This is a genomic window from uncultured Nisaea sp. (assembly GCF_963974195.1).
Taxonomy (GTDB): domain Bacteria; phylum Pseudomonadota; class Alphaproteobacteria; order Thalassobaculales; family Thalassobaculaceae; genus Nisaea.
Genome location: NZ_CAXBDC010000050.1, coordinates 19,197 through 33,146, shown reverse-complemented (window position 1 = coordinate 33,146; position 13,950 = coordinate 19,197). Strand labels below are relative to the sequence as shown.

The 13,950-nt window shown below is 63.7% G+C and carries 17 protein-coding genes; 7 read left to right on the top strand and 10 right to left on the bottom strand.

The window, feature by feature from the left end:
• Positions 1-222: 222 nt before the first annotated feature.
• On the bottom strand, positions 223-825 hold the full coding sequence (locus tag AAC126_RS12555; protein ID WP_339853827.1) for a superoxide dismutase: 603 nt from the start codon (positions 823-825) through the stop codon (positions 223-225).
• 196 nt (positions 826-1,021) lie between these two features.
• Here AAC126_RS12555 and AAC126_RS12550 point away from each other — a divergent pair, with 196 nt between their 5' ends.
• Positions 1,022-1,813, top strand: a complete 792-nt coding sequence (locus tag AAC126_RS12550; protein WP_339853826.1) for a phosphodiesterase — start codon at positions 1,022-1,024, stop codon at positions 1,811-1,813.
• Positions 1,814-1,880: 67 nt separating this feature from the next.
• Positions 1,881-2,837: an NAD(+) diphosphatase gene (gene nudC, locus AAC126_RS12545; protein ID WP_339853824.1), complete on the top strand. Its 957-nt coding sequence runs from the start codon at positions 1,881-1,883 to the stop codon at positions 2,835-2,837.
• Between the two features lie 2 nt (positions 2,838-2,839).
• On the opposite strand, the gene AAC126_RS12540 is transcribed toward nudC, so the two are convergent.
• Entirely contained in the window at positions 2,840-3,142 is a 303-nt protein-coding gene (locus AAC126_RS12540; RefSeq protein WP_339853822.1) for a 4a-hydroxytetrahydrobiopterin dehydratase, read from the bottom strand.
• Between the two features lie 101 nt (positions 3,143-3,243).
• Between AAC126_RS12540 and AAC126_RS12535 the strand changes: the two genes are divergently transcribed.
• The 5 genes from AAC126_RS12535 to AAC126_RS12515 all read left to right on the top strand — a co-directional run bounded on the left by AAC126_RS12535 (position 3,244) and on the right by AAC126_RS12515 (position 5,289).
• The gene (locus AAC126_RS12535) at positions 3,244-3,630 is read left to right on the top strand and encodes a metallopeptidase family protein (RefSeq protein WP_339853820.1); all 387 of its coding nucleotides are present in this window, start codon (positions 3,244-3,246) and stop codon (positions 3,628-3,630) included.
• Between the two features lie 101 nt (positions 3,631-3,731).
• Entirely contained in the window at positions 3,732-4,190 is a 459-nt protein-coding gene (locus AAC126_RS12530; RefSeq protein ID WP_339853818.1) for a group III truncated hemoglobin, read from the top strand.
• Complete coding sequence (locus AAC126_RS12525; RefSeq protein ID WP_339853817.1) at positions 4,187-4,411, top strand: hypothetical protein; 225 nt, start codon at positions 4,187-4,189, stop codon at positions 4,409-4,411. The genes AAC126_RS12530 and AAC126_RS12525 overlap by 4 nt, the downstream gene beginning before the upstream one ends.
• A gap of 145 nt (positions 4,412-4,556) precedes the next feature.
• The gene (locus AAC126_RS12520) at positions 4,557-4,856 is read left to right on the top strand and encodes a DUF1971 domain-containing protein (protein WP_339853814.1); all 300 of its coding nucleotides are present in this window, start codon (positions 4,557-4,559) and stop codon (positions 4,854-4,856) included.
• A gap of 4 nt (positions 4,857-4,860) precedes the next feature.
• The gene (locus tag AAC126_RS12515; RefSeq protein WP_339853812.1) at positions 4,861-5,289 is read left to right on the top strand and encodes an Rrf2 family transcriptional regulator; all 429 of its coding nucleotides are present in this window, start codon (positions 4,861-4,863) and stop codon (positions 5,287-5,289) included.
• Between the two features lie 6 nt (positions 5,290-5,295).
• On the opposite strand, the gene AAC126_RS12510 is transcribed toward AAC126_RS12515, so the two are convergent.
• The 8 genes from AAC126_RS12510 to lspA all read right to left on the bottom strand — a co-directional run bounded on the left by AAC126_RS12510 (position 5,296) and on the right by lspA (position 13,944).
• The gene (locus AAC126_RS12510; protein ID WP_339853810.1) at positions 5,296-5,919 is read right to left on the bottom strand and encodes a GNAT family N-acetyltransferase; all 624 of its coding nucleotides are present in this window, start codon (positions 5,917-5,919) and stop codon (positions 5,296-5,298) included.
• A gap of 10 nt (positions 5,920-5,929) precedes the next feature.
• The gene (gene mutL / locus AAC126_RS12505) at positions 5,930-7,798 is read right to left on the bottom strand and encodes a DNA mismatch repair endonuclease MutL (protein ID WP_339853829.1); all 1,869 of its coding nucleotides are present in this window, start codon (positions 7,796-7,798) and stop codon (positions 5,930-5,932) included.
• A 38-nt stretch (positions 7,799-7,836) separates the two neighbouring features.
• Entirely contained in the window at positions 7,837-9,165 is a 1,329-nt protein-coding gene (locus tag AAC126_RS12500) for a glucose-6-phosphate isomerase (protein WP_339853808.1), read from the bottom strand.
• Positions 9,166-9,249: 84 nt separating this feature from the next.
• Positions 9,250-10,605 carry a pitrilysin family protein gene (locus AAC126_RS12495; protein ID WP_339853806.1) on the bottom strand — a complete coding sequence of 452 codons (1,356 nt, stop codon included), beginning with the start codon at positions 10,603-10,605 and terminating at the stop codon, positions 9,250-9,252.
• 10 nt (positions 10,606-10,615) lie between these two features.
• Positions 10,616-11,962 carry a pitrilysin family protein gene (locus AAC126_RS12490; protein ID WP_339853804.1) on the bottom strand — a complete coding sequence of 449 codons (1,347 nt, stop codon included), beginning with the start codon at positions 11,960-11,962 and terminating at the stop codon, positions 10,616-10,618.
• A gap of 102 nt (positions 11,963-12,064) precedes the next feature.
• The gene (locus tag AAC126_RS12485) at positions 12,065-12,799 is read right to left on the bottom strand and encodes a molybdate ABC transporter substrate-binding protein (RefSeq protein ID WP_339853803.1); all 735 of its coding nucleotides are present in this window, start codon (positions 12,797-12,799) and stop codon (positions 12,065-12,067) included.
• A 16-nt stretch (positions 12,800-12,815) separates the two neighbouring features.
• Positions 12,816-13,406: a DUF3035 domain-containing protein gene (locus AAC126_RS12480; RefSeq protein WP_339853802.1), complete on the bottom strand. Its 591-nt coding sequence runs from the start codon at positions 13,404-13,406 to the stop codon at positions 12,816-12,818.
• A 31-nt stretch (positions 13,407-13,437) separates the two neighbouring features.
• Positions 13,438-13,944, bottom strand: coding sequence for a signal peptidase II (gene lspA, locus AAC126_RS12475; RefSeq protein WP_339853801.1), 507 nt, complete (start codon positions 13,942-13,944; stop codon positions 13,438-13,440).
• Positions 13,945-13,950: the final 6 nt, after the last annotated feature.

Genomic DNA, 13,950 nt, shown 5'->3' with positions numbered 1-13,950 from the left:
CGACTTTGCTCCAGGAGCCGCTTCAATTCTCTCGCGCCAACCGAAACTCATGAATTGAAGGCTGGTTTGCCTCATACCCGGTGGAAATGAGGTCATCGAGTTCGTGTCAGGCCCGACCCTCTCAATTCCGGAAATACCCGACCATTCGGATTATCGGTTCCAAAACGAAAACGGGCCCGCCAATGGCGGGCCCGTCGCAATTCGGTGCAGGGTCGTGCGGGATCAGCTCGCCTTGGCGAACAGCTCTCCGACATAGTCCCAGTTCACCATGTTCTCGATGAAGGCCTTCACGTAATCCGGACGGCGGTTGCGGTAATCGATGTAGTAGGAATGCTCCCACACGTCGCAACCGAGCAGAACGGTCTCGCCATAGGCCATCGGGCTTTCGCCGTTCGGGGTCTTGGTGACCTTGAGCTTGCCGTCGCTGCCCATGGCCAGCCAGCACCAGCCGGAGCCGAACTGGGTGACACCGGCTTCAATGAAGGCAGCCTGGAAATCGGCGACCGAGCCGAGGTCTTCGATGATCTTCTTTTCAAGCGCGCCAGGGATAGCGCCGCCGCCATTCTTCTTCATCATCTGCCAGAACTGCAGGTGATTCCAATGCTGGCTCGCATTGTTGAGCAGGCCGGCCATCTTGTTCTTGTATGCGGTCTGCACGATCTCTTCGAGGGACTTGTCCTCGAGGCCGGTGCCTTCCAGCAGCTTGTTGCCGTTGGTGACATATGCCTGATGGTGCTTGTCGTGGTGAAACTCGAGGGTTTCTTTCGACATATACGGCTGAAGCGCTTCGTAATCGTAGGGAAGGGCTGGCAGTTCGAAGGCCATTTCGCTCTCCTGTTTTCGCTTGTTAATCTCGCCGGAACCCGACAGCAGGACGTGCGGATGGCGCACCATCCACTTATAAACACCGGATCCCTTGTTAACGTGACTTAAGTCACATTTAGCAAAATGCAAAGGGAAAGAAGCTGGACAAGCGGGGAATAGACCCGTGCAATTGCTTCAGAAATGAGAGGGCACCGGCATGCTTCTGGCCGAAATTACCGATACACATTTGATGGATGGCGGCATCCCGGCCTACGGCACGATAGACACCAGGGCCCATCTTGATGCGGCTATTGCGACGATCGCCGCCCTGTCGCCAAAGCCGGATGCCTTGCTGGTGGCAGGCGACATATCGGAAGACGGCACCCTGGGCTCGTACACGCTGTTCCGCGAGACGGTCGCGCCTCTCGGCATCCCGGCCTACGTCATTCCCGGGAACCACGATGCGCGCGAGCCCATGCGCACGGCCTTCGCCCCGGACGGCTACATGCCCGCCACCGGACCGCTCGATTATGCCGCCGATCTCGGACCGCTCGCGCTCATCGCGCTGGACACGCTCGAAGAGGGGGAGCCGCATGGTACTTTCAGTACCGGGCAATGTGACTGGCTCGGCGAAAATCTGGACAAGCTGGCCGGGAAACCCACCGTCGTCATGCTGCACCACCCGCCTTTTCCAACCGGCATGAAAATGGACGAAATCAACTGCCGGGACGGCGATGCCATCGGTGCGGTGATCGAACAGTTCAGCAATGTCGAAATCGTCCTGGCCGGCCATTTCCATCGCTCCATGCACCGCAACTGGGCCGGAACAACGGCTAATATCTGCTCCTCCACCGCCCATCAGATGGGCCTCGACCTTGCCCACAGGCCGGGTTTCAAGGTCTTCATGGAGCCACCCCAGATCCAGCTCCTGCACTGGCAGAAAGAGAGCGGCCTTTCTGTTCACCAGGTCCCGGTAGGGGTGTTTGAATGCGTGCATGAAGGGAAATAGACTCATCCCGCACTCATTCACCAACCCGTGATTGCCGCGCCCGACGGAGCGTGTAAACTCCGCCACCATGTCCGATAAATATCCCCTCGACCTGACCCGCCGCCAACCGAACATCTACGGTTTCAGTGGCCTCGACCGCAGCGCTCACCTCCGCGAGGAGGAGGGCTGGCTTGAACGGCTTGTCGGTGACGCCACGACCCGGCTGGTACCGGTCTGGCGCAGCCGCTCGCTCGTTTTCGGTGCGGACAGTGAAACCCCGGCCGCCTCCTTGTTGAGCGCACGGGAGTTCACTGTCCTGATCGAACAATCGGAAACCGTTATCTTCCTCGGCAATCGGAACGGCGAGGCGCATGTCGCGGTCGATCTCTCCCATCTGGAAGAGGAAGCAGCGGCAGCGGCGGTGAGCGGCACCGGTGAATTCATGGATCTGCGGCAGGTCGGCCCGGTGCTGGAGCGGTTCGAGGGCTCCGTCCTCGCCTATGCCCGGGGTCTGATGCACTGGCATCAGCGTCACCGCTTCTGCGGCGTCTGCGGCTCGGCCACCCGGATCGCGAAAGGCGGGCACCAGCGCAGTTGCACGAACGAAGCCTGCAACACCCCCGCTTTCCCGCGCACAGATCCCGCCGTCATCATGCTGGTGCATGATTCAGCCGGCGAGAAAGCCCTGCTCGGGCGCCAGGCGGTCTGGCCGGAAGGGCGCTATTCCACCCTCGCCGGTTTCGTCGAGCCGGGCGAAACGCTGGAAGAAGCCGTCGCCCGCGAGGTTCATGAAGAGACCGGCGTGGAAGTGTGCGACGTGCGTTATCACTCCTCCCAGCCCTGGCCATTCCCGGCCTCGATCATGCTGGGTTTCCATGCCGAGGCGAAAACCACGGAAATTTTCCGCCGCGACGAGGAGCTGGAAGACGCCCAGTGGTTCAGCCGTGACGAATTGATGAACTTCCGCGCCCTCGGCAAGGGTCTGCCAAGCAAGGATTCCATCGCCCGCCGCCTGATCGAGGACTGGCTCTCCGGAGACGCCTGAACTCAGCCGCCGAATTTCGCCGCCGCCGCGTCCATCCGCGCCGCGAGATCGGTATCAAGGCGGGTCAAACCGCCCGCATCGTGTGTGGTGAGGGTGACGTCCAGCCGGTTATAGACGTTGAACCATTCAGGGTGATGGTCCATCTCCTCGGCGATTTCAGCGACCGCGCTCATGAAGCCGAACGCGGCCTTGAAATCGGGGAACTTGTAGCTGCGCCGGATCGCATCCCGGCCGGCCACCGCATCCCAGGCCGTAAGCGTGGCCATCGCCAGCTCCCGTTCCTGCTCGGTGAGTTTGTCTGCCAAGGCATCCTCCCTGTCGGTTCACGACCACACTAGCGGAAAATCCCCGCGCCGGTTATAGCGGAAGCATGAGCCAGCCTGTTCAGCCGCCCGTGGAGCGCCCCATGGAACCGCCCAGCCTCGACGATATCGAGGCTCTCGCCCGTGAAGCGTTCCGGACGATCCCCGAGGAGTTTCGCGCGCAGACCGGCGACGTGACCTTTCTGGTGACCGACTTCGCCGAACAGGACGTGCTGGATGAACTCGGTGCCGAAAGCCCATTCGAGATTCTCGGTCTTTATGCGGGGATCCCCTTCGGCGAGGCCGGAACCCTTTCAAACCCGGCCGATCTCAACCGGATCTTCCTCTACCGCCGGCCGATCCTCGATTACTGGTGCGAGACAGGCGAGGACCTGAGCGACATCGTCCGGCATGTGCTGATCCATGAGATCGGCCACCATTACGGCTTCTCCGACGACGACATGGAAAATATCGAAGCCAGCGCCGACTGATCCGCTCCTGCAGAGCAGATTGTCGCACCCGGCCCGGATGTCTTGCACTTCGCCATTTAAGATGCATATTAAATTCATCTTTTAACACTGGAGCTCGGACCATGACCTCCATTCCGATCCGCAGCAGGCCCGCCTCACGGGATGACCTTCGCGCCGAAGCGGCGGCGATCGGCATTACCGAGGCCTATATCTCAATCCTCGTCGACAGCTTCTACGACCGTATCCGCGCGGACGAGATACTCGGTCCGATCTTCGAGAGGCGGATCGGCGATGACTGGGACCCTCATCTCGCCCGGATGAAAGCCTTCTGGGGGTCGGTCGCGCTCTATACCGGGCAATATTCCGGCAAGCCGGTTCCGGTGCATTACGCCATCACGGAAATAGAGGCCGGGCATTTCGACCACTGGCTCGTCCTGTTCGAAAAAACTCTGGAAGAGACGGCGCCGTCACCGGGTGTCGTCCCCTATTTCATGGAACGTGCCCGGCGCATTGCCGAGAGCCTGAAACTGGCGATCTTCGGCGTGCCGGAGCTGCAGCGGAAAAGAGGAGCGGACACATGATCGCGCTCAAGATCATCACCATGCTGGCGATCGCCGCGACGGCCGGATTCTTCCTGCTCTATCTCGCCGCGATCGAACTCGATGTCCGCAAGGACCGGCGCGAAGGGCTGAAGCCGTTCCTCGACGATACGGGCGGCGCCATCATCCTCGGCGCGCGGTCCGCTTTCGCGGTCTGCATCACCCTGCTGGTCGTCTGGAGCGTCTGTGAAATAGCCGGATAGGAGGAGACATCCCATGAAACCGAACAGCCCTCTCTGGCGCAGAATCGGGCCGCTTGTTCTGCTCTGGGTCGCAGCCCCGTTTCCTCTCTACCTCTGGGCCGTCATCGCCCTCACGCTTGGCCTGAAGTGAAGAATTGAGGCTGAAATGAACATGCACACACGCCTGCCCCGCGCACTGCCACCGGCGGCGCGGCACTACAGCAGCTCGCCGCATTTCACCGAGGTCACGGTCCCGGAAAAACTGACCAGTCTGCACCGGACCAAACCCGGTGTCTGGGGGCGGCTGGTCGTCGAGCAGGGCACGCTTCGTTTTCTCGAGCCCGGCCCGCCAGAGCGCGATGAGGCCGTATCCGAGGGAGAAGAGATCATCATCGCCCCGGAGCTGCCGCACCGGGTCTCGATCACAGGGCCGGTCTATTTTCTGATCGAGTTTTACAGGGAGTAGCCGGATGCGCCTCAACACCCAGACGGACTATGCCCTGCGGCTGCTGATGCATCTGGCGGTGAATTCCTCCCGGCTGGTCACCATCCAGGAGGTTTCAGACCGGTTCTCCATTTCCCGAAACCACCTGATGAAACTGGCAAGCGCCCTCACCCATGAAGGATTCGTCACATCCGTGCGCGGGCGCTCCGGCGGCCTGAAGCTGGCGAAGCCGCCGGAACAGATCACGGTCGGCGCCGTCGTCCGCTGCATGGAAAATGATTTCGCCATGGTCGAATGCTTTCAGGCGGGGCGGGGGCAATGCCTGATCACGCCCGTTTGCCGTCTGAAAGGCGTGATCAATGGCGCCGTCGCCGCTTTCCTCGCGGAACTCGACCGCAGCACTCTTGCCGATCTGGTGCAGGGCAACGCGCCTCTTGAGCGGATGCTGGCCTGAGCTGCATCACGGCACGGGCCTGCCAAGCCAGATGGCCCGCCCGGAATCATCCGCCGCCGGAAGCGCGATCCGCTCGAACCCGGCCCGCTGCCAGAAGGCGAGGCCGCCCGGATTACCCGGATTGACGCCGACATGGACCCGCTCCGCTCCGGCCTCCCGCGCCGCCGCGAACCAACGCTCAAGCAACCGGGAGCCGACGCCCTGGCGTTGCAGGCGCGGCAGCAGGTTCATGTGGAGATGTCCGGGATGTTCCGCGACGACCGCATCAGGGATCACCGCCGTATGGTGCATCCGGTGCGCCCGCTTCGTATCCGCGTCACAGTCCGGCGGCAAAACCGCCCCCGGATCCGGATAACGGGACCGCAGGGCAGGCCACCATGCCCGCTCAAGCAGCGCCTCGAACGGGCGGGTATCGGCAACTCCGACAACAAACCCGGCAACACCGAGATCATCCTCGGCGACAAAGCACAGCTCCGGCGCGCATTCCGCGTAAGGTCCGACATAGATATGTCCGATGAGATCCAGGTCCCGATAGAGATGCCGCGCGTCCCCGCCGCCATCACCGGTCATCACCGAAATCCGGTAGAGCGCCGGACGGTCCGCCTTGCGATATTCCCTGATGCGGATCACGCGGGTTTCCTCAACGCCGGCCGAACAGTTTCTCGATATCGTTGAGACCGAGCGCCACATAGGTCGGGCGGCCGTGGTTGCATTGCCCGGAATGCGGGGTGACTTCCATCTCGCGCAGCAGCGCGTTCATTTCCTCGACGGTCAGCCGCCGTCCGGAACGCACCGAACCATGGCAGGCGATGGTGCCGCAGATATGCGCCAGCTTGTCCTTCAGGGCCATGGCCTCGCCGAACTCGGTCAGCTCTTCGGCCAGGTCACGCACAAGACCGGCCACATCCGCCTCGCCCATCAGGGCCGGGACTTCACGAACCACCACGGCACCGGCACCGAACGGCTCCAGCACCAGACCAAGCTCCGCGAATTCCTCCGCCCGCGCGGCCAGCCGCTCGACCGAGGCTTCGTCCAGATCCACCACTTCGGGGATCAGCAGCATCTGCCGCTTGATACCATCCGCCTCCAGCGCCTTTTTCATGCGCTCATAGACCAGCCGCTCATGGGCCGCATGCTGATCGACGATCACCATGCCCGCGCTGGTCTGGGCCACGATGTAATTTTCATGCAACTGGGCGCGGGCCGCACCGAGTGGATGGGCCTCCAGTGCCGCGCTTTCCGGGGTCGGGGCTTCGGAGCGGGCCTGCGGAGCCTCGTCCTGCCACATTCCCCCGCCCCCCTGATCGGCGGGCGGCTGACCGATGGGGACCTGACCAATAGGGGCCTGGTACGCCATGCCGGACTCGGCCATGCCGCGCGACACCGTGCTTCCGTACCCGGACCGGTTCTGCGGCTGCCAGGCATAGCTTGTCTGCGGCATCTGATTTTCAACGGACCGGCCGAGCGCCCCCAGCGTCGCGTTGGCGACCGTGGTCGAAGCCCGGTGCCCGGCAGCGACGAGCGCGTGTTTCAGCGCGCCGACGATCAGTCCGCGCACCAGTCCCGGCTCCCGGAACCGGACTTCGGTCTTGGCCGGATGCACGTTCACGTCGACCACCTCCGGCGGCACGTCAAGGAACAGGGCCAGCAGCGGATGCCGGTCGTGCGAGATGAAATCCATATAGGCGCCCCGCACGGCGCCATAGAGCAGCTTGTCTCGCACCGGCCGGCCGTTCACGAACAGGAACTGGTGGCTGGTGGTGCGCTTGTTGATGGTCGGCAGGCCCGCATAGCCGGACAGCCGGATGCCCTCGCGTTCCGCCTCGATGGGCAGGGCGTTATCCTCGAAATCGCGGCCCATGACGGCGCCGAGCCGGACCAGCCGGGCCTGGAACAGATCGCCCTCGGCCTCGTTCAGCCGGATCGTCGTGCGGCCGCCGTCGCCAAGCGTGAAGGCGACATGCGGGTGCGCCATGGCCAGCCGCTCGATGACATCGACGGCATGGCTGTATTCGGTGCGTGGCGCCTTCAGGAACTTGAGGCGCGCGGGCGTGGCATAGAACAGGTCCCGGACCTCGATGCGCGTGCCCTGGCCGAGCGCGGCCGGCTCCGGCGGCGTCACCCTGCCGCCTTCGACGGACAGGCTCCAGGCGCTCTCCTCCGGGCCCGCGGAGGCTGCCCGGGTGGTGATACTCATCCGGCTGACGGCGCCGATGGAGGGCAGCGCCTCGCCCCGGAAACCGAGGCTGGTGATATGAGTAAGATCCTCGCCCTTCAGCTTGGAGGTGGCGTGCCGCTCGACCGCGACTTCCAGCTCCTCCCGGCTCATGCCCATGCCGTTATCGGTCACGGTGATGGCGGTCCTGCCGCCGTCGCGCATGATCACGTCGACGCGGGTCGCCCCGGCATCCAGCGCGTTCTCGATCAGCTCCTTGGCGGCGCTTGCCGGACGTTCGACGACCTCGCCCGCGGCGATCCGGTTGACCAACCCATCCGGCAGACGCCGGATACGCCCGACGGTTTCCTCAATTCTGGAAGCGTTTCCGCTCACCCGGCCATCTCCGCCAGATACCGGCGGGCCAGCACCTTGCCATCCTCGACGGCGGGCTGGTCGAAGGCATCGACGCCGATCAGGTCGGCCGCCACCATGGTTTCCAGGAAGAAATGCATCATCAGCGCGCCGACGCTTTCCTCATCGACGGCGTCGATATGGATGATCCGGGTTGGCCGCCTGTTGGTAATCAGGGTTTCCGCCGTCGCCCGCTGCTCCGCGTCCATCAGGTCGCCCATGGTCCGTCCGGCGAGATAGGAGAGCCCGTCCCCCATCAGCTCCGTCGCGCTCGGGCCGACCGTGCCGCCCGTTCCCGCAACAGCGCTCAAAACCAGAGTCACGAGCTTGTCCCGCGGGCCATCGAGGAAGAGCTGCAGGCTGCTATGCTGATCGACCGCGCCGAGCGCGCTGATCGGGGTCGTGCCGTTCCCCTGCTTGCCGAGGCTTTCCGCCCAGAGCTGGGTGAACCAGTCGCCCATCCGGTCCAGCCGGTCGCTATAGGGCATCAGCACGGTCTGGGTGACGCCACGTTCCCGGCCGAGGCCGATATTGACCATGGCCCCGAGAGCCGGTGCGCTTTCCAGCGGGTCCGACGGCGCAAGAGCGGCATCAGTCACCGCCGCCGCGCCGCGCCGGATGGCTTCCGCGTCGAGCCCGACGATCATGGCCGGCAGCAACCCGTTCAGGGTCAGGCCGGAATAGCGGCCGCCGATAGCTGGATCATGATCCAGACACCGGCATCCGATCTTCTCCGAGAACTGCCGGAGCGGACGCGGGCCGGGTTCGGTGACCGTGAAGAAATGCCGCGCCGGATCGAGCCCCGCCGCCACGAATGCATCGTGACAGATCAGGGTCTGACACAGCGTCTCCGCCGTGCCGCCGGATTTCGAGATAGCGATCACCGCCGTCTTCTCCAGCGCAATGCGCCGGAAGATCGAGGTGAAGGTCGCCGGGTCGATATTGTCGAGGAAATGCAGCTTTGGCGCATCCGGAGAGAAGGCCGTGCCCTTCTCCGCCAGCCGGCAGATCGTCGCCCCGCCGAGACTGGAGCCGCCAATGCCGAGCACCAGCACGTGCCGGGCCCAGCTTCGCAGCTCCTGCGCCAGTGCCCTACCTGCGTCCAGATCGTCCCGCCGCCAGGGCAGCGAGAGCAGCGGCAGAGCCCCGCTCTCCTTCTTCTCCCGAAGACCTGCAAGCGACGAGGCGGCGGCCGGAGCCAGTGCCTGAAGGGCGGCAACGGAGAGACCGGCATCGCCGAGCCGGTCCTCGGATGTCGCGGAAAAATCATGCCGGAGCGGGCCGGCCACCAGGGGACACGTTTTCATAGTACTCGAATCTAGCAGATGCCCGGAGCCGGAACCACCATCCGAACAGGGCTGTTAAGCATATAATCGCATTTGGCCCGTGCTTCAGGATCTCGGCTCAGGCGCCGACGCCGTGGGCGTCACGCCCTTTGGCTGGCCAACCACGACAAAGGTCAGCTCGTCCGCCAGAAACAGCCGCTTCGCCACCCGCTTCAAATCCGCCATTGTAACCGCATTGATCCGCTCAACCCGCCCGTCCAGATAATCGATGGGCCGCCCGTTCCGCTGCAACGAGACCAGCAATCCGGCAATCGGCCGGGAGCTGGTCAGGCGCATCGGGAAAGAGCCGTTGAGATATGTCTTGGCGTCGCGCACTTCCTCTTCGGTCGGCCCGTTCGCCGCCATCTCCGCCCAGATCTCGCGCACAAGCCCGACCGTCTCGGCGACCTTGTCATTCCGGGTCGAGACCCCGCCCATCACCATCTGCGCATCCTCGAGCGGCAATGTGTAGGCGTTAATACCGTATGTCAGGCCACGCTTCTCGCGGATTTCCTCGGTCAGGCGAGAGCCGAAACCACCCGCCATGACTTCCATCAGGATGGCGGCGGCGAACCTGTCCGGATCATCCCGCGAGATGCCACGATGGCCGAACACGACAACCGATTGCGGCACCGGGCTCTCGACCACGAAGGTCTCCCCGATGGCTGCCGGTTTCGCCGGCACCGGCGGGATCGAGACACCCGTCTCCGGCAAAACCCCGAAGGTCTTGTCCAGCAGAGTGCCCAGCCGCTCCGGCGTGATATCGCCGACAACACCGATCTTCATGCTGCTCCGGGTCAGCACCCGTTTGGCGAAGGCCTGCATGTCCGCTGTCGAGATGCGCCCGACGCTTTCCACCGTGCCCCGGGATGGGCGGCCATAGGGATGGTCCGGGAACGCCGCCTGCCACCAGACCCGGCTGGCGATGGTCTGCGGCCGGTTCTCGCTGCGTTTCAGCCCGGCGATGATCTGCGCACGGATGCGCTCCACCGGCTCGGTATCGAACCGCGGCTCCGTCATGGCCAGCCGCAGCAGCTCAAAGGCCGTATCGGTATTTTCGGTCAACGTCTGCAGGTTGGCGCCGAAATTGTCCTGGCCCGCACTGAAGCCAAGGCCGATCACCAGATCCTCCAGTTTGCGCCGGAAGGCATCGCTGTCATAGGATCCGGCGCCTTCATCCAGCAGACTGGAGGTCAGAACGGCAAGGCCTTCCTTGCCCTCCGGATCGGCCGCTGCACCGCCTGAGAAACTGGCGGACAGCGTGATGATCGGGTTCTTGTGATCCTCGACCAGCCAGGCTTCGATGCCGCCGGGACTGACCACACGCTGGATCTCGATGGCCTCCGCCATGCCCGGCCGGGCCAGCAGGAGCGTGGCGAAAACCAGAAACGGGACAGAAGCCCGCGCAATAAGGGTCCGCATCATATTCTCCTCAGCTTGCCGGTTTCGGGCGCAGGATGCTGGTGACATGCGCGGGCGTTTCCAGAATTGCCCGTGCCGCCTGCATGACCTGCTCCTGCGTCACCGCGCCCACCTGGTCCGGCCAGCTCTCGATTTCCTCAATCGTGCGTCCGATGACGAGCGCCTGACCGACGGCATGAGCCGGTGCCGTCACGCTGTCGCGGGCATAGACCGCGCTGGCCTTCATCGATTTGACCGCGCGGGCGACTTCCTGTGCGTCGACACCTTCACGCAGGATGGCAGCGAGCTCCGCTTCGAAGGCCGCCTCCAGCTCCTCGACAGTCGTTCCTTCCGCCGGAACGCCATAGAAAGAAAACGTGCCGGGGCCGATGCTGCTCCCGCTATAGGACGCACCGGCGGAGAGGGCGATCTTCCGGTCGATCACCAGCGCTTTGTAGAGCCTGCTGGTGGCACCGCCACCGATCACCTCCGCCAGCACGGCCAGCGGCATGACCTGATCGCTCTCGCCATAGAACCGGCTCGGTGCCAGATAACGGCGGCTCCAGCTGACCTGGCCAACCTGCGGGTGGGCAAACTCGATCCGGCGGGCACTGATCTGCTCCGGCTCCAGCGGCCGGTTGCGGTCCGGCACGGCCCGCGCCGGGATGACGCCGTAATATTTCTCCGCCAACGGCTTCAGCTCATCCATGGTGATGTCGCCGGCGACCACAAGCACCGCGTTATTCGGGGCATACCATTTGCGATAGAAAGCCAGCGCGTTCTCGCGGGTCAGCGCCTTGATCTCGTGCGCCCAGCCGATCAGCGGGTGGCGATAAGGATAATTCAGATAAAGCGCCGCGTTGGTCCGCTCGTTTAAAAGCGCGCCCGGGCTGTTGTCGATCCGGGAGCGGCGCTCTTCCAGAACCACCTCGCGTTCCGCCGCGACCTCGTCCGGGTCCAGCGTCAGGTTCACCATGCGGTCCGCTTCCATCTCCATCATCAGCGGCAGCTTGTCCGAGGCGATGGTCTGGAAGAAAGCGGTGTAATCGTAGCCGGTGAAGGCATTGCCCTCCCCGCCATTGCGGGAGACGGTGCGGGAGAACTCGCCCGAGGGAACCTTCTCCGTGCCCTTGAAGAGAAGATGCTCAAGGAAGTGCGCGAGGCCGGTCTCGCCCGGCGCCTCGTCCGCCCCGCCGACCTTGTACCAGACCATGTGGGTCACCACCGGCACCCGGTGATCGGTGATGGCGACCACCTGCATGCCGTTCGCCAGCGTGATGCTCTCGGGCTCGTAGACTTTCGCATCCGCCCGCCCGGCGATCATGACGACACATACCATCGCCAGGGTCAGCCGCTTCGCGATCGCCAATGATTTCACTGTCAGTCTCCTGCCTCCGGTAACGGAGCGTTCGGGTATCCGATCATCCGAGATATGGAAAAATTTACGGCATGAACAAGGCGCTCCGGTCAGGGTGCCGTTTCAGGGCAGGCCGAAACCGTGCTCCATGAGCACCGCCTGTCCCTCGGAACCGAGGATGAAATCCCGCAATCCCGTCGCCTGTTCGGGAGCATTCTTCATCACCGTGATGCCGTATTCCGCGCCAACGCATAGCGCTTCCGGCACTTCCACGACCTGAAGCCCCGTCACCTCGCGTGCGGCGAGGACGGCATTGGTCCGGTAGGTCAGGAACAGATCCGTCCGGCCCTGCTCCAGCATCCAGCCATAGAGGTTGCGTCCTCCCGGCACCGGGGCCGAAATCGACCCGCCCGTCAGTTTCTGTGCCTTGGCATCCAGGGTCTCGTACGCTCCGGGCCGGATCACGCCAGCTTTCTGGAACAGCCGCCAAGCATAATCGCCGGACGGATCCGCGTTCGGCGTGGAGGTCCCGACCCGAATGTCCGGATCGAGGAGCGTTTCCAGCAGAGTGTCGCTCTCCACCACGATCCCCGCACGCACGATCGCCACAAGCTCATTCCGGGCAAACAGTCTTGTACGCCCGGCCAGACCGCGCCGGTGCAGCACACGGGGGTGCTCCATGTCGGCCGAGGCGAACAGGTCGGCCCGTGCACCGGTTTCAATGCGTTTCCGCATCAGGCCGGACGGCCCGAAACTGATATCGACGGGTCTCCCCATCGTCTGTTCGAACCGCGAGCAGATATCCTGAAGCACGGCCGCGAGGCTTCCCGCGGCGAAAAAAACAAGACGATCAGGCATGATCGAGACCGTCGGCCTAGAACAGCCCCTTGCGCTTGCGCTCAATGACCGGCGTGGTGCCCGCCGTCGGCTCGTTGCCGAGGGCCGCGTTTTCCTGCAGGCGCTTCTGCTCCGCCTGGGCATCGACGACCACGCCGCGCGGGGCCTTCTCACGCCAGAAAAGCAGATTGTCGATCAGGTATTCCTCTTCGTAGAGGAAGGTGCTGGTTTCCCGGTTCACCGTCTGGCGGATACCCGGCTCGGCGCTGGCGGTATTCAGCAATTGCCGCATCTTCGCTTCGCCCGGCGTTTCCCGCGAGACAGCCGTGCTCGGTGCCGCAGCAGGTACATTTCCGGCCGTACCGGAGACCGTGCTCCGACTGCCGTTACCCAGCACCAGCCGCTCCGCGCTCTTCGTCACGTCGCGTTCCTGCGGGCGCGGCTCGCCCGGGGTCGGCGGGCGCAGGGCAAAGTTCGGCGGCACGCTGAGCGGCGGCCGCGCAACCACCGCGAACTCATCCGGCGCCTGCTTTGTGTTGCCGACTGCTTTCTGGATTTCGCTGCACCCCTGCAAGCCGATCACCACGGCGCAGAGGGTGAAGCCGACAGTACGACTGACCCTGATCATTCCATGCTACTCCGGTCGATGGCTATCCCGTTCATTCTCCGTCTCCCCTGGATATCTGGGAATCCGAACTCTGCGAGTCACCAAGAAAGCTATCAAACAACAAAAATACTACGCCAACCGATATCGCACTATCGGCAAGATTAAAAGCTGGCCAGTGATATCCGAACGCATGCCAGTCAATGAAATCGACGACCGCATTATAGCGCAACCGGTCAATCACATTCCCGATCGCCCCGCCGATGATCAGGCCGAGCGAGATCCGCAGCAATTGGCTGGGCGCCCGCGCCAGCCAGACCAGAAGTCCGGCCACAACGGCAATCGCGAACCCGGACAGGTAGAAAGGCGTCATCGGGTCGTCACTCGCCAGCAGGCCGAAACTGACCCCCCGGTTCCAGACGGCGACCAGATTGAAAAACGGCGTCACCTCGACCACCGCTCCGTCACGGAACAATGTCGCCAGCGCCCATTCCTTGGTCACCTGATCGGCAAGCACCACCAGCAGGGCCAGCAGCCCGCCGGTCACAAGGTTGCGTTTCAACGAACC

Bases quoted from the DNA above. Each gene is read 5' to 3' on its own strand.
- AAC126_RS12535 (WP_339853820.1), top strand. From the start codon at position 3,244: ATGGAACCGCCCAGCCTCGACGATATCGAGGCTCTCGCCCGTGAAGCG.
- AAC126_RS12555 (WP_339853827.1), bottom strand. From the start codon at position 825: ATGGCCTTCGAACTGCCAGCCCTTCCCTACGATTACGAAGCGCTTCAG.
- nudC (WP_339853824.1), top strand. From the start codon at position 1,881: ATGTCCGATAAATATCCCCTCGACCTGACCCGCCGCCAACCGAACATC.
- AAC126_RS12525 (WP_339853817.1), top strand. From the start codon at position 4,187: ATGATCGCGCTCAAGATCATCACCATGCTGGCGATCGCCGCGACGGCC.
- AAC126_RS12485 (WP_339853803.1), bottom strand. From the start codon at position 12,799: ATGCCTGATCGTCTTGTTTTTTTCGCCGCGGGAAGCCTCGCGGCCGTG.
- AAC126_RS12495 (WP_339853806.1), bottom strand. From the start codon at position 10,605: ATGCGGACCCTTATTGCGCGGGCTTCTGTCCCGTTTCTGGTTTTCGCC.
- AAC126_RS12500 (WP_339853808.1), bottom strand. From the start codon at position 9,165: ATGAAAACGTGTCCCCTGGTGGCCGGCCCGCTCCGGCATGATTTTTCC.
- AAC126_RS12520 (WP_339853814.1), top strand. From the start codon at position 4,557: ATGAACATGCACACACGCCTGCCCCGCGCACTGCCACCGGCGGCGCGG.
- AAC126_RS12515 (WP_339853812.1), top strand. From the start codon at position 4,861: ATGCGCCTCAACACCCAGACGGACTATGCCCTGCGGCTGCTGATGCAT.
- AAC126_RS12550 (WP_339853826.1), top strand. From the start codon at position 1,022: ATGCTTCTGGCCGAAATTACCGATACACATTTGATGGATGGCGGCATC.
- AAC126_RS12530 (WP_339853818.1), top strand. From the start codon at position 3,732: ATGACCTCCATTCCGATCCGCAGCAGGCCCGCCTCACGGGATGACCTT.
- AAC126_RS12480 (WP_339853802.1), bottom strand. From the start codon at position 13,406: ATGATCAGGGTCAGTCGTACTGTCGGCTTCACCCTCTGCGCCGTGGTG.